We start from the raw sequence: 14531 nt of genomic DNA, 5'->3' as shown, positions 1-14531 counted from the left end.
GGTAAGCGTATGATAATCGCAGAAAAAAAACCCATTGAAGAAATTATCGAAGAAGTACGCAATTTTGACCGCATTCTGATCCTGGGATGTAACGAGTGTGTGACGGTTTGTGAGGCCGGTGGTAAAAAAGAGGTGGAGGTGCTGGCATCGGCATTGAGAATGTATTTTATCACCCAGGGCCAGGAAAAAATAATCTCTGAGCACACCATAGAACGTCAGTGCGATCATGAGTATCTGGAGGAGATCCGCAAGGATATTGATAAGTATGACGCCATTGTATCCCTGGCCTGCGGGGTGGGGGTTCAGTTTGCAGCGGAAAAATATTTGACCATGCCCCTGTTGCCCGGGGTGAACACCATCTGTCTGGGTGCCAATGAAGACCGGGGGCTTTGGACGGAACGCTGCCAGGCCTGCGGCTCCTGTGTTTTGGCAAGAACCGGGGGGATATGCCCTGTTTCCAGGTGTGCAAAACGGGTGCTCAACGGCCCCTGCGGCGGATCCACCGATGGTAAATGCGAACTAGGTCCGGATACGGATTGTGCCTGGCAGCTCATTATTGATCGGCTCAAAGCCCTTGGCAGAATGGATGATTATGAAAAGGTAGCCCCCATCAAAGATTGGTCCACAGACCGGGCAGGCGGCCCCAGAACCGTAACCAGGGAGGATGTAAACATATGAGCGAGTTCGTAAGTGCCGGCAGGCTGGAAAGAGTCATGAAAGCAGGACACCTGGGCGTCACCTCCGAGTGTGGTCCCCCACGGGGAACAGATCCTGAAGAGGTGCGCAAAAAAGGCATGCTGATCAAGGATTATGTGGATGCCATCAACGTCACGGACAACCAGACCGCCATGACACGGATGTCTTCCCTTGCCGCCTGTGTACATTTGAAACTTCTGGGAATAGAACCGGTACTCCAGATGGTAACAAGGGACAGAAACAGGGTGGCCCTCCAGAGTGATATCCTCGGGGCGGCTTCTTTTGACATTCCCAATATGCTCTGCCTCTCCGGTGATCACCAAAGTTTTGGGGATTGTGCCCAGGGCCAGAATGTCCATGATCTGGACAGCATGCAATTGGTCCAGACTGTTCGCCACATGCGCGATGAAGGGAAATTTTTGGGAGGAGATGATATTAAGCGGCCGCCTAAAATATTTGTGGGGGCGGCTGCCAATCCCTTTGCAGATCCCTTTGAAATCCGGGTGCCAAGGCTTGCCAAAAAGATTGCCTGCGGTGCGGAATTCATCCAGACCCAGTGTATCTACAATATAGACAAATTTAAGGAATGGATACGGCGGGCAGTGGATAGAGGGCTGACTGAAAAAACCTTTATCATGGCCGGCATGACCCCCATGAAATCCGTGGGTATGGCCAAATATATGAAAAAAAAGGTGCCGGGCATGGATGTGCCCGATGAGATCATCGCAAGGCTCGCCGGTGTTGAAAAGGGCAAACAGGCCCAGGAAGGCATTGATATCTGTGTGGAACACATCCAGGAGCTCAAGGAAGTGACAGGGGTTGCAGGCTTTCACATAATGGCCATTGAGTGGGAGGAAAAAGTACCGGAGATAGTTGAAAGAAGCGGTCTTTACCCACGACCGGAAATATAATTCATTTTTTTTTTTGTGCAAAGGGCCCTGGTAAGAATATCTCTTTACCAGGGCCTTATTTTGTATTAAGAGATATAGACAGTGGGACCTATCCCCCAAGTTTTTTATTATCATGCCGGATTCCAAGGAGAAAACATGGCTGTAATTGTAAAGTATATTGTTGTCAGGAATGGAGAGGAAAAAATGACATTTGCGACAAAAAAAGAAGCAGACGCCCATGATAAAATGCTTGATATTGCTGACAATTTGTTTGATTTCCTGGAAAGCGCCAAAACAAAACTCACCGAGGACCAGCTTGAAGAAATTTCCCTGGTCATGGCCCAGAAACGTGATGCGCTCATGCTTATTTTACGGGGGATGAACCCCAAAAAACAAGCCCCTTCCAAGCTGGCAGATAAACCAGTTTCTAAGCCAGCAGCCAAACCAGCAGCCAAAACAGCAGCCAAAACAAAGATAAAAGAAAAAAAATAACCCCTGTTTTTGCACGTGTTGAAAAATATTTATGGGAAATCTATGTTTTTGTTTAACAGGATAGATGCGGTTTATAAGTTTAATCCAGTTCCGAACTGATATTTTTAACAAATACAGGCCCGGAAAAAATTAAGAATTGGATACTTATCCTTGAGTCAACGTCTGAAGCCCACGGACTGCCAACCAAAGGGCGGGAACTGGGTACTTGCCCCCAGCAGTTCGGTGCAACGATGGTTATAAGGCTGCTCAGAAATGACTCGAATTTTTACCTTTTTAAAGAAAATCCTTTAATAATTCTATAGCATTTTCATACTCATCTTTATCAACCATCAGTCTACTCGTACCTGCAATATTATACATAGTGCCAAAAGATTCCCCATGGATTACATAATTAATTTCAGTAGCATCCAAAATGGATTTGATAATGCTTATTTCATCTTGCCTTAAAGAGGAGGTCACTTCTTTATAATCAACATTTTTAATAATATTTTCAAGCAACGGTTTTTCAACGAGGGGGGTTTTACAATCAGAACATTCTGTATAACCATCTCTATATTCATAACCGCATTTGGGGCAAAACATATTTTATTATTCCTTGTGATTTATATCATTTAAGCTCATTTGCCAGCCAAGGCGATTCGGGTCCTGTACAGCTTTACCTGTTGATTCATCAATTGAAAAATCGTGTGCTGTTTTGAGAAATTTTAACATTTTAATTTGCCTGTTGAGGTGATATTTTGTCGCCTAACGATATCTCGCTGAACCATGCCAACGACTAACAGCACAATTAAAATAGCAGATACCTGCATTAATGTGATGCGTTCATTGTCCAACCAACTCCACATAAGTGCTTCTACCGGAATGACATAGGTAACCATGCCAGCAAAAAGGGGGCCGTTAACTTTAATCATTTTATAAAAAAATAGCATGGCAACTCCCCGTGCAAATATCGATAACAGTATGATAGCAATAATAGCTGGAACAAAATTATCATCAATTGTGATGGTTTCAAATATTAGCGCTAATGGTGTTAGGGCAATGGCTCCAGCCGTCATAAACAGGGCAACGAGAATAATCGGTGGCAAATCCTGAAGCGAACGCTGGACAAGGGTATTTGATACTGCATAACAAAGGGGAACAGATAGGGCCATAAACAAGTAAAACCAACTGACATTTCGATCCAACCCATCAATAACCATCAATGATAGACACACCATTCCGATCAAAATGCCAAGAAATTGTTTCCGACTGGGGTATACGCCTAATAAAGGAATTGATACCAAAATTGTAAAACTGGGTACCAAGGCGACCATCATCCCGATAAACCCATGCCCAATCAGTTTGACAAGAAAAGGTTGTGCTGCATAGGGAAATATGTAACCAAGCAAAGAAACAATCGACAACGGTATCAAATGTTGACGCCGAATCTTCCACGTCTTTTGTTTGACCAGCCAGGATATCCAGAGAACCAAGGCGCCACCAAACGTGGTACTGGCTCCAATTGTCAGCGGGCCAAAAGCAAGGCCTGCTTTTTTCATGAGGAAAAAAGCACCACCCCAGATCAGAGATGTAATAACGAACAATATGTACTGCATTATAAGCCTTCTTATTTATGCCCCAAAAAGATTTTTTAAAATATCACGATTATCGAATTGATTGGACTTTTCTAATCATTGCGGGTAGAGGCAACATGTTATTTACAAGACACACGAGTAAGCTGATGCATGTGTTCGATTTTTTGATTTTGACCAAAAGCCAATATCTTTGGATGGATAATAATCCTTAGCTGCTGGAATCTAAATTTATTGGTCAACAATAGTGGAAGAAGCCAACACCTAACTCTACCAGATGAATGGTTAACATAAATACCAATGAGCTCGCTTTTTTACTATCTCAAAAATCCTTATTCAGAACTGTTTGTCTCACATTCCATTCACCGTCCAGGACTTCTGGCTTTCCCCATAAAAAAAGGGATAAATCGCACTATGTTATTGGGTATCGCCTTCATACTCTGACCGCGATTAACCCCTCAACAGGGCATAGTTTCCCCTTGGTATCTATTGTCGGAGCAGCAAATCATCATGACAGTCCGGCATTTGATCATACCGTTAATAAAAACATCCAGTTTATTCAACATGTTTCATATCGTGGGCTTTTTTGAATTCATGCCATTCATCGTGGTCCAGGGCACCGCTCCCATCAAGATCAATTGCGTTGAATGCCTTTGTCGTTTCAGATGCGTCCGGGAAATGGGCGTTGAATTCCATAGGGGTTACCAGATCATCTTTATCACTATCCATGTCCGGGAAATGCGCATTGAAACCTGACGGATCAGGCAGGCCTGTGGCATGGAAATCTTTCTTATCATGCATTCCCATCCCCTTGTGCATTTCCTTAAAATTGTGCCATTCATCATGATTCAGCATCCCGTCTTTGTCGCTATCCAGGAAATCAAAGGCCTTTTGCTCCATGGACGGGAAAGCACTCTTGAACTCTTTAAAACTAAGAGCGTCGTCACCATCAGTGTCCAGATCAGATAAATGCGCCTTCAATGCCATGCCTCCGCCTTTATTGTAACCGTCTTTATGGGGATAGGACTGATCGCAAAGTGCTGCGGTAGCGGATACCAATATAAAAAATAGTGCCAATGCCAAGAAAACCTTTAATTCCTTCATCATATCATCTCCGTAATTATACGTTCTTTTAATCATTCTTGTAAAAAACATTTTTTTTGGGTCCGACACATCCATTGATTGGATTGCCATGCGGGTCTTAATGCCGGTTCTTTAAAATATAAACATTCACAACAAGAATTCAATCAAATACTGATCCTTTTTGTAAATGTCCGGATGACATCTTTTTTCCTGCCATTAAGGATATTTTCTATTTAAAATTATTAAAAATGCAGATAGTATCTTGTGCTGTTATAGATCTGAAAAATTTTTATCTTGGATAATAAACCTTGAGTGTTGGTTTTTGAATTTCAGTTCACTTGCAGGTAGATTTATTCTAAAAAGCGGCTTAAACTCGGTATCAATTTTCTGTGGTAGGATCACACTTTAAATTTCTTAGCTTGCAATTATTACCTACTCATGTATACTTTAATCAAGTTAAGTAGGAGTGAAATATCTATCAGGACAATATCCTTGAGGGTGTCCTATCCACTCACTTTGTTTTCAAAACATTGTATTTTATCGTCCAATTTTGTTGATTTTTTTCGGTGTAAATCCATATTCAACCTCTATTGATAGAATTTCTGAAATTTCACATGTGATTATAAAAGTCATCAACCGAAGATATCGTCTATTATTAAGATGATAGATAAAACACAGAAAAGGATTAAAAATGACAAATAGAACTATTCGTCAGAATAATGGTTACAGCAAAAAAGAACTAATTGAGATAATAGAGGAAATTGATGCCGACAAAAATCAAATGAAAAATCAAGCCGAAAAACCAAATAAATATAGGAAAAACAATTATTCCTATTCTATAGGGGGACATGGTGAAACCAGATAAAAAATCAATCAATACAAATTGGAGTGAGTTATTATGAGTTCTAAAAATAGCCAATCAAATTCTTCTGCTGAGGAAAGTATTAATGAATATCCTATTCATAGTTGTAACCATTTAATCTCGACATCGCTTAAGGATTTGAGTGAAGAATATGAAAATTTAAGTCCAAAGCAAGTAGATTCTAATGACTTGAATAAAAAAATAGCTAAGATTGATGGACTCGTAAAAAGTAAAAATAGCTGTGCAACCGACTAATTTTATTACAAATATTGGTATTTTCCTATTGATTTTTTTCGAGCAATTTTGTATAATATGCCTTATATTATCAACAACTTAGGGCAAATTCAATGATCCGTGTAAATGACCACAATCAGCTTCCACTTTTCGATCCCTGGGCTTTTTTGAGTCCCAAACGTAGGAAAATGCTTGATCAGTCCTGGGCAGGTCTCTTTCAAAAGGAAATTCTCCGCTCACTTCCTATTGGCCTTATCAAACCCTACTTTTCAAGGGTGACAGGACGTCCGACAAAAGAGCTATATACCATGCTCGGTGTCCAGTTGCTCCAGCAAGCCCATGATCTGACAGATGAAGAGGCTGTTTATCAACTGGCATTTAATATCCAGTGGCATTACGCTTTGAATATTACAGATGAGTCTGACTCCGCTAAATACCTGAGCCTGAAAACCCTTTGGACCTTTAGGCAACTCATAACCGAAAATGGATTGGAAACGCCTATCTTCAATGAAATTACCGATAAGCTATCTCAAGTATTTCAGGTTGACACAAACAACCAGCGGATTGATTCTGTTCACATAAAATCCAATATGCGCCGCTTGGGCAGAATCAGTATCTTTACAACATGCATCCATAAATTTCTGGTTAACCTGAAACGGGGCAATGCAGGACATTTTGCCGAGATCAGCGACGATGTTATTGGTAAATACATTTCAGAAAAAGCATTATCCTGTTTTTCTATGGTCAAGCCCTCAGAATCCGCCAAAAATCTGTCCGATGTCAGTACGGATCTTTATGATCTGATTGAACAGTTCAAAGGCTGTCCTGATGTGAAATCCATGTACAGTTACAAGCAGCTTGAAAGGGTGTTAAAAGAACAATGCAATCTGAAAGCCGAGTCACATGGACAAAAGGTAGAACTCAAAAAGCCTAAAGAGATTCCTTCTGATTCACTTCAGAACCCCTCAGATCCGGATGCAAGTTACAGCGGCCACAAGGGACAAGGGTACCAGGTCCAGGTGGTGGAGACCTTTACAGAAACCGAAGATAAAGATGAAAAGAACCAAACCCTCAATCTGATCACCCATGTCGATGTGGAAACTGCCTGTAAAAGTGATGCCAATGCCCTTATCCCAGCAATGGAGTCCATCAAAAATCGCAACTTTTCACCGAAAGAAATACAGGCAGACGCATTATACGGGAGTGATGAAAATCATCAGGCAGCCAAATCAGAAGGGATTGACCTTGTTTCTCCCACCATGGGATCAACAAAGAAAGACGGTCTTAGTCTCTCAGATTTTGAGCTTCTGGACAATGGGCAAGTAGAGCGTTGCCCGCAAGGACATTCCCCGGTTGTCAAAAAACAAAAAAAAGGTAGGATTACCCAAGGATTCAGTCTTGACACCTGTTGCTGTTGCCCACACTTGAATGATTGTCCGGTCAAGCCTGGAAAAACACACTATTACCTTCGATACACCATGAAGTCCGCAAGGATCGCTAAAAGAAGAGCCTATGAACAAACAGATGAATTCAAAGATCGATATCGATGGCGGGCCGGGGTTGAAGCCACCATGTCAGAATATGATCGCCGAACCGGGGTTAAGCGACTCCGATTCCGAGGTTTTAAAGCTGTTCGGTTTGCTGCCGTCTTGAAAGCCATCGGTATCAATATTTTTAGGGCAACTGCCGCACGAAAGGCGGCCTGCTTTGCATAAAAAGGCTGTAGAGCCTTTTTAGCGCGAATAACTGTCTGTGTTAGCTTGTCAAAGAACGATTTTAGGAAAAAATACACATCTTGCTTAAAAGTTATCAGCCCGAAGAGCACAATCCCTCAATGGGTCAAAAAATGAGGTAATTGGATCTTTGAGTTTTTACGAGGCCATCAAGATTGTTCAAAAAAACAATCAAGTTTAAGATGAAAACTTATATATGCCCAAACAGGTTAATACTCGATCTTCAAGTTTTTATATAGACAAGCAATAAGACAAATTGGGCGTCAACCAGCAGAACTCGGAATCTCGACTCTTCTCAATCCCTTAACATTCTCGCTGGCTGGCACCCTCTGAATCTATAACCAAATATAATTTAATAATCAACATGAATAATTTTCAATTAACTGTAGACAATCACTTCAATATCAAATACCCTGACAATGGTTCCATATACTATAGTCAGGAGATTCAAATGGTTATTGGAAAAAAAATAGTCCCTTTTATCACTGAATTTGTAAATGCATTAGATGATGTTATTTCGCAACAAAAATCTGATAAAAGGCTATCGAACACACAAAAATATTGGCTTGCTTTTTGCCTTATGGGTATCCTTATTACAAAGTCAGTGTGCTGGGCAAAATTTGAGCGGGCCAGCTTTGGTCGATATAGTACTGCTGCCCTTTCCTGGGTTTTTTACCATTCTCCAATTCCATGGTCAAGATTACTTCAATATAGTGTAGAAACCATTCTTAAATTTTATGGCATCAGCCAGGGATCCCTTGTTATAGATGACACTGATAACAACCGATCTAAGAACACAAAAAATATTTGGCATGTTCACAAACTCAAAGATAAAGCCAGTGGTGGATATATTATGGGCCAAGGAATAGTCTTTATGATATTGGTCACTCCAGAGATAAGCATCCCTGTTGGCGTTGAATTTTACATGCCAGATCCTGAGTATACTGCATGGAAGAAAACTAACGATAAGCTTAAAAAACAAGGAGTTTCAGCAAAACAACGCCCTCCAAAGCCTTTAAAAAATGCTGAGTTTCCAACAAAAGTTGAAATTGCTATTAACATGGTAAAACATTTCAACGAGTGCTTTTCAAGCATTGTGATAAACTGCATCATTGCAGATGCTCTGTATGGAACAAGGCAGTTTTTCACAGGTGTTTCAAAAGAGTATAACAATGCTCAAATAATTAGCCAGATACGCAGAACGCAGAATGTTTTTATCCGGAATCGAAGACAAACTGTGGACGAGTATTTTTCAAAACATCCTGGCGTTGCTCAAGAAATGCGAATCCGTGGAGGTAAGATTATAGCAGCTACCATAGGAAGTGCCAGAATACATGTTTGTAGTTTTGGCAGAAAACTTTTTGTTATTGCGCTTAAATATGAAGGTGAAGACCAATACCGCTATATTATTGCCTCTGACCTGAGTTGGAGAACCATTGATATTGTGGAAGCATATTCACAAAGATGGCTAGTGGAGGTTTTTATTCAGGACTGGAAAGCCAATGAAGGATGGGCTACATTGACCAAGCTGCAAGGTGAAAAGGGGTCTCGCAGAGGCTTGATTCTGAGCCTTCTGGTTGATCATTGTCTTTTCTTTCATCCGGAACAAAAAGCCCGGTTTAAAAACAATCTTCCCGCACTGACTGTAGGTTGCCTACGACGCCAAACTAATCTTGAAAGCTTATTTTTGTTTATTACCGATATTCTTGATTCTGAAGATCCATATAAAGAAAGGGACCATAAATATTCAATACTGAAGGACAATCTGCTTAATTTTGAGGAATCAAAAAAACATATGATCACAAAAGATATAAACAATTTTAAACCTACAGAATCGTTAAAATACAAAAATATTGCTTGAGTAGAGGTGTTAATGGCTAAAAAAACTTGAAGATCGAGTAATAAACAAATTGAATTCTATAAATGCTTCAGTTATTCGATATTTAGAGTTATGAATAGGATAATTCTTAACCGGTTGAGCATAGTCATACAGAGTGTCTACAACAACAGCACAAGTATCCCCAATAATTAGGCCTGCATTGTTCAAACCCCGAAATCCTTCATGTTGGATATATGTATAGACTTTATCGCTGAGTTTATGTAGGCTTTTTGTGAAGGGAACCTAGGCATTTTGTAATAAATTGAACAGCGACGAATGATCAGGCCAAACTACAAACTTAAGGAGTGTTATGCCGTATTCATTTAGGCAGAGAACCAAAGCTGCTATCATCGGTTTTTTAGTTGCCTGGTTTGCCCGGCTATGGTTTGCCACTGTACGGATAACCATCATCAATCGGCAGGTATATGATCGTCATTTCCGTCAAACCGGCTTTCCCCACCACGTGGTAGGTGCATCTTGGCACCGGCATTCCATTTTTCTTTTTTATTTTTTTCGAAAGTTAGGTGACCGGCTGATCATGATTAGCCATAGTCTGGATGGAGAGATGACAGCCGTCATCGCCAGACAGTTTGGATACACACCGGTAAGGGGATCTTCTTCCAGGGGCGGCAGACAGGCTTTGCAACAGATGATTGATGTCATGAACAAGGGGGATAAAAAATACCTGTGTGGTACTGCCGTAGATGGCCCCCAAGGACCTCCTCGCAAATTGAAAAAGGGTATGGTTGCTGTGGCCAGGCAGACCGGGGCCCTATTTGTCCCCATGGCCTGTTCCGGCGACCGGATGATCACCTTTCCCAAGGCCTGGGACAGGACCGTTCTGCCCAAGCCGTTCAGTCGCATGGTTATTGCATTTGGCGAGCCGGTAGCCATTCCTGAGGATATAGCCGATGACGAACTTAAGTCCCTGTGTCAAAATCTCGAAGATAAGCTGAACCAAATGACGGACAGACTGGACAGTATGTGTGGATACAAATCGTGCCCATGATCGGGTTTCTTCCCACAGGAAAAGAAATTCAATTAATTTCTCATCGCCAAGAATCAACAATACTTTTGGCATCAACTTTAATCCAGGCTTTCGGTTATGTATTATTTTAGTATCCATGACAATCTTGGCGGTTGGATACGCCACCTTCGGATAATAATCCTTAAATTGCTGCAATCCAATTTTTCGGTCAACAATAATGAAAGAAGCCAACACCAATATAGCGATGGCCTGGGGCAACAAAAATAGACATAGGTCAACAGATCTCTGAGCCTATCAAATCAGTTTCACAGGTATAGAATGTAGTCAATCACTTGTTTTATTTTTTGAAGTTGATATATCGATAATCAATAAAAAAGATTTTTTTTTGCTTTACATAAAGAATAATTTCAGAGACTTTCACAAATTTTCACAAATGAAGCTGTGTAAGCAGAAACAGTTGTCGAAGGATGTTTTTACTTGATTTGCTAACGAAAGAGGGATTTTATGAAATTTTATAAATTGGTCTTGGCATTAATTTTGTTTGGTGCTTGTTTTTCAGGAGTTGCAATTGCTGATAGTTATTCTATTACTATTTCAGTATTTAAACAATCAGAAGCCGTGGAGCCTTTTTTCAAGGATTGCTATGGCTATGCTGTTTTCCCGACCATTGGGAAGGGTGGTTTCTGGATCGGTGGTGCATATGGAGAAGGCAAGGTATACAAAAACGGTAAGATAACCGGGGCTAGCTCTTTAACGAAACTGAGCATTGGATTTCAATTTGGTGGCCAGGCATTCAGCCAGATACTTTTTTTCCAGGACAAGCGAGCGTATGATGAATTCACCAGTGGTAATTTTGAATTTGACGCTTCAGCATCTGCTGTTGCAATCACAGCCGGAGCACAAGCAAAGGTTGGGACAGAAGGTGGTACTGCTGGGGCTAATGCAGGACAGATCAACGTAGTACAGGCTGAAACAGTTTATAGAAAGGGAATGGCTGTATTTGTTCATGCAAAAGGAGGTCTGATGGTGGAAGCTTCTATTGGCGGACAAAAATTTAATTTTAAGCCCAATTAGACTAAAACGGCCAAATGAAATATATGTATTTCTGGAATCACAGTTGAGATGGACAGGCCTGGGAGTGATGTCCTTGGCTCATATAATTGAATTACAATGTTTATTCAGAAAAAACGATAAGGTGTTTTATGTCAAAAGTTGCTCTTATAAGATGTGAATCATATGAATATGAAACCGTGAAAAGATGTATCGAGAGAGGACTTTCACTTTTAGGCGGTGTTTCCCTATTTGTTAAAAAGGGCGAAAAGATTTTATTAAAGCCCAATATCTTAGTGGGTGAAGCCCCAGAGAAGTGTGTTACAACAAATCCGTCTGTTTTTAAGGCAGTTGCCGCAATATTAATAAAAACCGGAGTAATTGTTACCTATGGTGATTCACCCGCAATAGGAAAAACTTCAAAGGCCGCAAAAAAAGCCGGACTAACACAGGTTGCGGATGAAATTAACATCAAGTTGGCAGATTTTAAAACCGGAATTGATGTATTTTTTGATGAAGGTCTTCAAAACAGAAAATTCACAATTGCAAAAGCTGTATTTGATAATGATGCGGTTATCAGTCTCCCGAAATTGAAAACCCATGGATTAGAGAAATTTACAGGTGCAATTAAAAATCAGTTTGGCTGTATTCCCGGAGTTCTTAAAGGAGAATTCCATTTAAGATTACCCGGAGCTGATGATTTTGCAAAAATGCTTGTTGATTTGAATAAATTTATCAAGCCAAGGCTTTATATTATGGATGGCATCTATGGTATGGAGGGAAATGGGCCAAGAGGTGGGACTCCAAAAAAAATGAATATACTTATGATCTCTTCTGATCCGGTTGCTTTGGATGCAACGGTTTGCCGATTGATAAAAGTAAACCCAAAGGATGTTCCAACAACAAAATATGGTATGCAAGCTGGCATGGGATCATTTCTGGAAGAGGACATAGAACTGCTTGGTGATGATTTTGGAAGCTTTATTATGGAAGATTTCAAAATTGATCGGAAACCTATAAAATCTTATAATCCAGGTTTTTTCTCAGATTTTATGAACAATCGGATTGTATCAAAACCATATATTGAGGCAGAAAAATGTGTTCGCTGTGGTGCCTGTGTCAGTATGTGTCCGGCAAATCCCAAAGCTGTTTTCTTTAAAAATGATGATAAATCAATCGTGCCCGTATACAACTACGATAATTGTATCAGATGCTTTTGCTGTCAGGAGATATGTCCAGAAAGTGCTATACGACTTAAAACACCGTTTTTAAGAAAATTAATAAATGCAATATGAAAAATAAAGAACAGGATAAATACAGAAAATCCAAAATTTCATACATGGATAATTAACCTTAACCTCAGAAATACTTCGATATGATAAAAAAAGTAGTTTAACTGAGCGACCAAAATATCGGGGGAGGATCACGATTACTTTTTTTATTCAATTCTTCTTCCCTTAAACGCAGAAATGTTTATATTATTTTTATGATTTTGGAAAAGTCCACTTTACGATTAGGAGAGAAATGCCATGAAACAAAACATTCATAATATTGAAAGAGTTATTCGTGTCTTATTAGGAATTGTTATCTTATCACTTATTTTTGTAGGTCCAAAATCTTGGTGGGGCTTAATAGGTATTTTGCCGATTCTCACCGGCTTCTTGGGATGGTGCCCACCTTATCAGCTTTTAGGGATTTCCACATGCAAGAAAGTTTAATAGTTTTCTGACTGAATTAAATCTATGAATGAAAGGGTTCCTGAGGATATTAAGAAAGATTTGGAGAAAGCACAACACTTGCATGAACGAGCAGTTTCTGACTATGCTCAGTGTATGGAATTCATCAAATTAATGTCTGATATATTAGCAAGGCTGGAGGATTCTTGTTGTTATGAAACTGCTGATAAAGTGATGTCAGTTCTTCTTGTCTGTAATCCCAAAATAGGTGCACATTGTGACAAGTCACTTATTGTAGCGCAAGCAACAAAAAAATTCAGGTAGGGGTATACCCGTAAAATAGTATAACTGCCAAACAGCGATAGCCCCTCTCTCGGTGAACGCATTTGCGCAATGGTTACCTTGTCATATTTTTCACTTTGGTATGAGTCACTGTAACTACAGCAGATATAATAGAGATTATAATGAGATTTAAGAAACCGATTTTACACACTGCAAAACCCTCAAATGCATCCTTTTTATCGGGATTAGCGATCAAAAGGATATGCCCAATATAATGAAACTGGAAAAAAACCATAGGCGTGTTGTGTTTTGTGATTTTGATGGCACTGTTACCAAGCAGGAAACATTTGTCGCAATGCTGAACCGGTTTGCACCGGAGAAAATGAAAGAATTCGGAAAAAAACTTTTTCAAAAAAAAATCACTTTGAGGGAAGGGGTCAGGGGGGTTGTGGAGTCCATTCCATCATGTCATTACAGAGACATGGTAGAGTTTATAATTGATAAGGAGATCAGGGAGGGATTTGAAGACCTGCTGGTGTTTTTAAAAGAGGCTGATACGCCCTTTATTATCATTTCAGGTGGCTTGAAGGACTCCGTTGAACTTCGGCTTGAATCCTATATGGACTTTATTGACGGCATATATGCACCGAGTATTAATGCTTCAGGAGAATTCTTAAAAATAGTTTCTGCTTTTGAGGAAGACGATGAGCTGGTGGCCAAAGTCCGGGTGATGGATCTGTTCTCATATGATCAATCCATTTCTATTGGAGACGGGGCGACTGATCATAAAATGGCACTTCATTCAACCTTGGTGTTCGCCAGGGACAGGCTTGCCACTTTTCTATATAAAAGTCAGGTCCGGTATGTGCCCTGGGAGAATTTTTTGGACATAAAAAAATATTTTATTCAAACATGGCATGAATAAGTTTTAAGGAAATGTCCGGTTCAATCCATTCGAAATTAATCCTTTCCGAAGTCAAACACCGCATGTATTTCCCATAAGTTATAATCCGTTATATTATATTTCCTTTCCAAAAAAAAAATCTTGGTATATAAAAAACCGAAACCATATGATGTAAAGACTCGAATTTGTAG

Annotated in this window: 16 protein-coding genes; 13 read left to right on the top strand and 3 right to left on the bottom strand. The window is 40.1% G+C overall.

Annotated elements, in window-relative coordinates; translation table 11 throughout:
* Nucleotides 1-9: 9 nt before the first annotated feature.
* From ACZ45G_RS20660 to ACZ45G_RS20650, 3 genes are all read left to right on the top strand, one after another.
* Complete coding sequence (locus ACZ45G_RS20660; protein ID WP_464172394.1) at nt 10-678, top strand: methylenetetrahydrofolate reductase C-terminal domain-containing protein; 669 nt, start codon at nt 10-12, stop codon at nt 676-678.
* A complete protein-coding gene (locus tag ACZ45G_RS20655; protein WP_464172393.1) occupies nt 675-1607 on the top strand; it encodes a methylenetetrahydrofolate reductase in 933 nt (310 codons plus the stop codon). The genes ACZ45G_RS20660 and ACZ45G_RS20655 overlap by 4 nt, the downstream gene beginning before the upstream one ends.
* Nucleotides 1608-1742: 135 nt before the next feature.
* Complete coding sequence (locus tag ACZ45G_RS20650; protein ID WP_464172392.1) at nt 1743-2078, top strand: YebG family protein; 336 nt, start codon at nt 1743-1745, stop codon at nt 2076-2078.
* Between the two features lie 273 nt (nt 2079-2351).
* Here the strand turns inward: ACZ45G_RS20650 and ACZ45G_RS20645 are convergent, their stop codons facing one another.
* The 3 genes from ACZ45G_RS20645 to ACZ45G_RS20635 form a co-directional block, all read right to left on the bottom strand.
* Nucleotides 2352-2660 (bottom strand): putative signal transducing protein, encoded by a 309-nt coding sequence (locus ACZ45G_RS20645; RefSeq protein ID WP_464172391.1) that lies wholly within the window; start codon nt 2658-2660, stop codon nt 2352-2354.
* Between the two features lie 122 nt (nt 2661-2782).
* On the bottom strand, nt 2783-3673 hold the full coding sequence (locus tag ACZ45G_RS20640) for a DMT family transporter (RefSeq protein ID WP_464172390.1): 891 nt from the start codon (nt 3671-3673) through the stop codon (nt 2783-2785).
* A 531-nt stretch (nt 3674-4204) separates the two neighbouring features.
* Nucleotides 4205-4756: an EF-hand domain-containing protein gene (locus ACZ45G_RS20635; RefSeq protein ID WP_464172389.1), complete on the bottom strand. Its 552-nt coding sequence runs from the start codon at nt 4754-4756 to the stop codon at nt 4205-4207.
* A gap of 667 nt (nt 4757-5423) precedes the next feature.
* On the opposite strand from ACZ45G_RS20635, the gene ACZ45G_RS20630 reads away from it, so the two are divergent.
* The 10 genes from ACZ45G_RS20630 (at nt 5424) to ACZ45G_RS20585 (ending at nt 14361) form a co-directional block, all read left to right on the top strand.
* On the top strand, nt 5424-5597 hold the full coding sequence (locus ACZ45G_RS20630) for a hypothetical protein (RefSeq protein WP_464172388.1): 174 nt from the start codon (nt 5424-5426) through the stop codon (nt 5595-5597).
* A 33-nt stretch (nt 5598-5630) separates the two neighbouring features.
* Nucleotides 5631-5849: a hypothetical protein gene (locus tag ACZ45G_RS20625; protein ID WP_464172387.1), complete on the top strand. Its 219-nt coding sequence runs from the start codon at nt 5631-5633 to the stop codon at nt 5847-5849.
* A gap of 92 nt (nt 5850-5941) precedes the next feature.
* On the top strand, nt 5942-7543 hold the full coding sequence (locus ACZ45G_RS20620) for a transposase (protein ID WP_464172386.1): 1602 nt from the start codon (nt 5942-5944) through the stop codon (nt 7541-7543).
* Between the two features lie 469 nt (nt 7544-8012).
* Nucleotides 8013-9422 carry a transposase gene (locus ACZ45G_RS20615; protein ID WP_464172385.1) on the top strand — a complete coding sequence of 470 codons (1410 nt, stop codon included), beginning with the start codon at nt 8013-8015 and terminating at the stop codon, nt 9420-9422.
* Between the two features lie 328 nt (nt 9423-9750).
* Complete coding sequence (locus tag ACZ45G_RS20610; protein WP_464172384.1) at nt 9751-10449, top strand: lysophospholipid acyltransferase family protein; 699 nt, start codon at nt 9751-9753, stop codon at nt 10447-10449.
* A 483-nt stretch (nt 10450-10932) separates the two neighbouring features.
* Nucleotides 10933-11502 (top strand): lipid-binding SYLF domain-containing protein, encoded by a 570-nt coding sequence (locus ACZ45G_RS20605; RefSeq protein ID WP_464172383.1) that lies wholly within the window; start codon nt 10933-10935, stop codon nt 11500-11502.
* A 128-nt stretch (nt 11503-11630) separates the two neighbouring features.
* Nucleotides 11631-12773: a DUF362 domain-containing protein gene (locus tag ACZ45G_RS20600; protein WP_464172382.1), complete on the top strand. Its 1143-nt coding sequence runs from the start codon at nt 11631-11633 to the stop codon at nt 12771-12773.
* A 234-nt stretch (nt 12774-13007) separates the two neighbouring features.
* Entirely contained in the window at nt 13008-13196 is a 189-nt protein-coding gene (locus tag ACZ45G_RS20595; protein ID WP_464172381.1) for a YgaP family membrane protein, read from the top strand.
* Between the two features lie 24 nt (nt 13197-13220).
* On the top strand, nt 13221-13478 hold the full coding sequence (locus ACZ45G_RS20590) for a hypothetical protein (RefSeq protein WP_464172380.1): 258 nt from the start codon (nt 13221-13223) through the stop codon (nt 13476-13478).
* Between the two features lie 232 nt (nt 13479-13710).
* Nucleotides 13711-14361: an HAD-IB family phosphatase gene (locus ACZ45G_RS20585; protein ID WP_464172379.1), complete on the top strand. Its 651-nt coding sequence runs from the start codon at nt 13711-13713 to the stop codon at nt 14359-14361.
* The last annotated feature ends 170 nt before the right edge of the window (nt 14362-14531 follow it).

The organism is Desulfoconvexum algidum, from assembly GCF_055382125.1.
The sequence above is the reverse complement of the archived record's forward strand: the minus strand, read 5'-3'. Positions and strand labels throughout refer to the sequence as shown.

Excerpts from the sequence above, each read along its gene's own strand:
- ACZ45G_RS20605 (WP_464172383.1), top strand. The coding sequence starts at position 10,933 with ATGAAATTTTATAAATTGGTCTTGGCATTAATTTTGTTTGGTGCTTGT.
- ACZ45G_RS20655 (WP_464172393.1), top strand. The coding sequence starts at position 675 with ATGAGCGAGTTCGTAAGTGCCGGCAGGCTGGAAAGAGTCATGAAAGCA.
- ACZ45G_RS20660 (WP_464172394.1), top strand. The coding sequence starts at position 10 with ATGATAATCGCAGAAAAAAAACCCATTGAAGAAATTATCGAAGAAGTA.
- ACZ45G_RS20640 (WP_464172390.1), bottom strand. The coding sequence starts at position 3,673 with ATGCAGTACATATTGTTCGTTATTACATCTCTGATCTGGGGTGGTGCT.
- ACZ45G_RS20630 (WP_464172388.1), top strand. The coding sequence starts at position 5,424 with ATGACAAATAGAACTATTCGTCAGAATAATGGTTACAGCAAAAAAGAA.
- ACZ45G_RS20590 (WP_464172380.1), top strand. The coding sequence starts at position 13,221 with ATGAATGAAAGGGTTCCTGAGGATATTAAGAAAGATTTGGAGAAAGCA.
- ACZ45G_RS20650 (WP_464172392.1), top strand. The coding sequence starts at position 1,743 with ATGGCTGTAATTGTAAAGTATATTGTTGTCAGGAATGGAGAGGAAAAA.
- ACZ45G_RS20610 (WP_464172384.1), top strand. The coding sequence starts at position 9,751 with ATGCCGTATTCATTTAGGCAGAGAACCAAAGCTGCTATCATCGGTTTT.
- ACZ45G_RS20635 (WP_464172389.1), bottom strand. The coding sequence starts at position 4,756 with ATGATGAAGGAATTAAAGGTTTTCTTGGCATTGGCACTATTTTTTATA.
- ACZ45G_RS20585 (WP_464172379.1), top strand. The coding sequence starts at position 13,711 with ATGAAACTGGAAAAAAACCATAGGCGTGTTGTGTTTTGTGATTTTGAT.
- ACZ45G_RS20620 (WP_464172386.1), top strand. The coding sequence starts at position 5,942 with ATGATCCGTGTAAATGACCACAATCAGCTTCCACTTTTCGATCCCTGG.
- ACZ45G_RS20645 (WP_464172391.1), bottom strand. The coding sequence starts at position 2,660 with ATGTTTTGCCCCAAATGCGGTTATGAATATAGAGATGGTTATACAGAA.
- ACZ45G_RS20615 (WP_464172385.1), top strand. The coding sequence starts at position 8,013 with ATGGTTATTGGAAAAAAAATAGTCCCTTTTATCACTGAATTTGTAAAT.
- ACZ45G_RS20600 (WP_464172382.1), top strand. The coding sequence starts at position 11,631 with ATGTCAAAAGTTGCTCTTATAAGATGTGAATCATATGAATATGAAACC.
- ACZ45G_RS20625 (WP_464172387.1), top strand. The coding sequence starts at position 5,631 with ATGAGTTCTAAAAATAGCCAATCAAATTCTTCTGCTGAGGAAAGTATT.
- ACZ45G_RS20595 (WP_464172381.1), top strand. The coding sequence starts at position 13,008 with ATGAAACAAAACATTCATAATATTGAAAGAGTTATTCGTGTCTTATTA.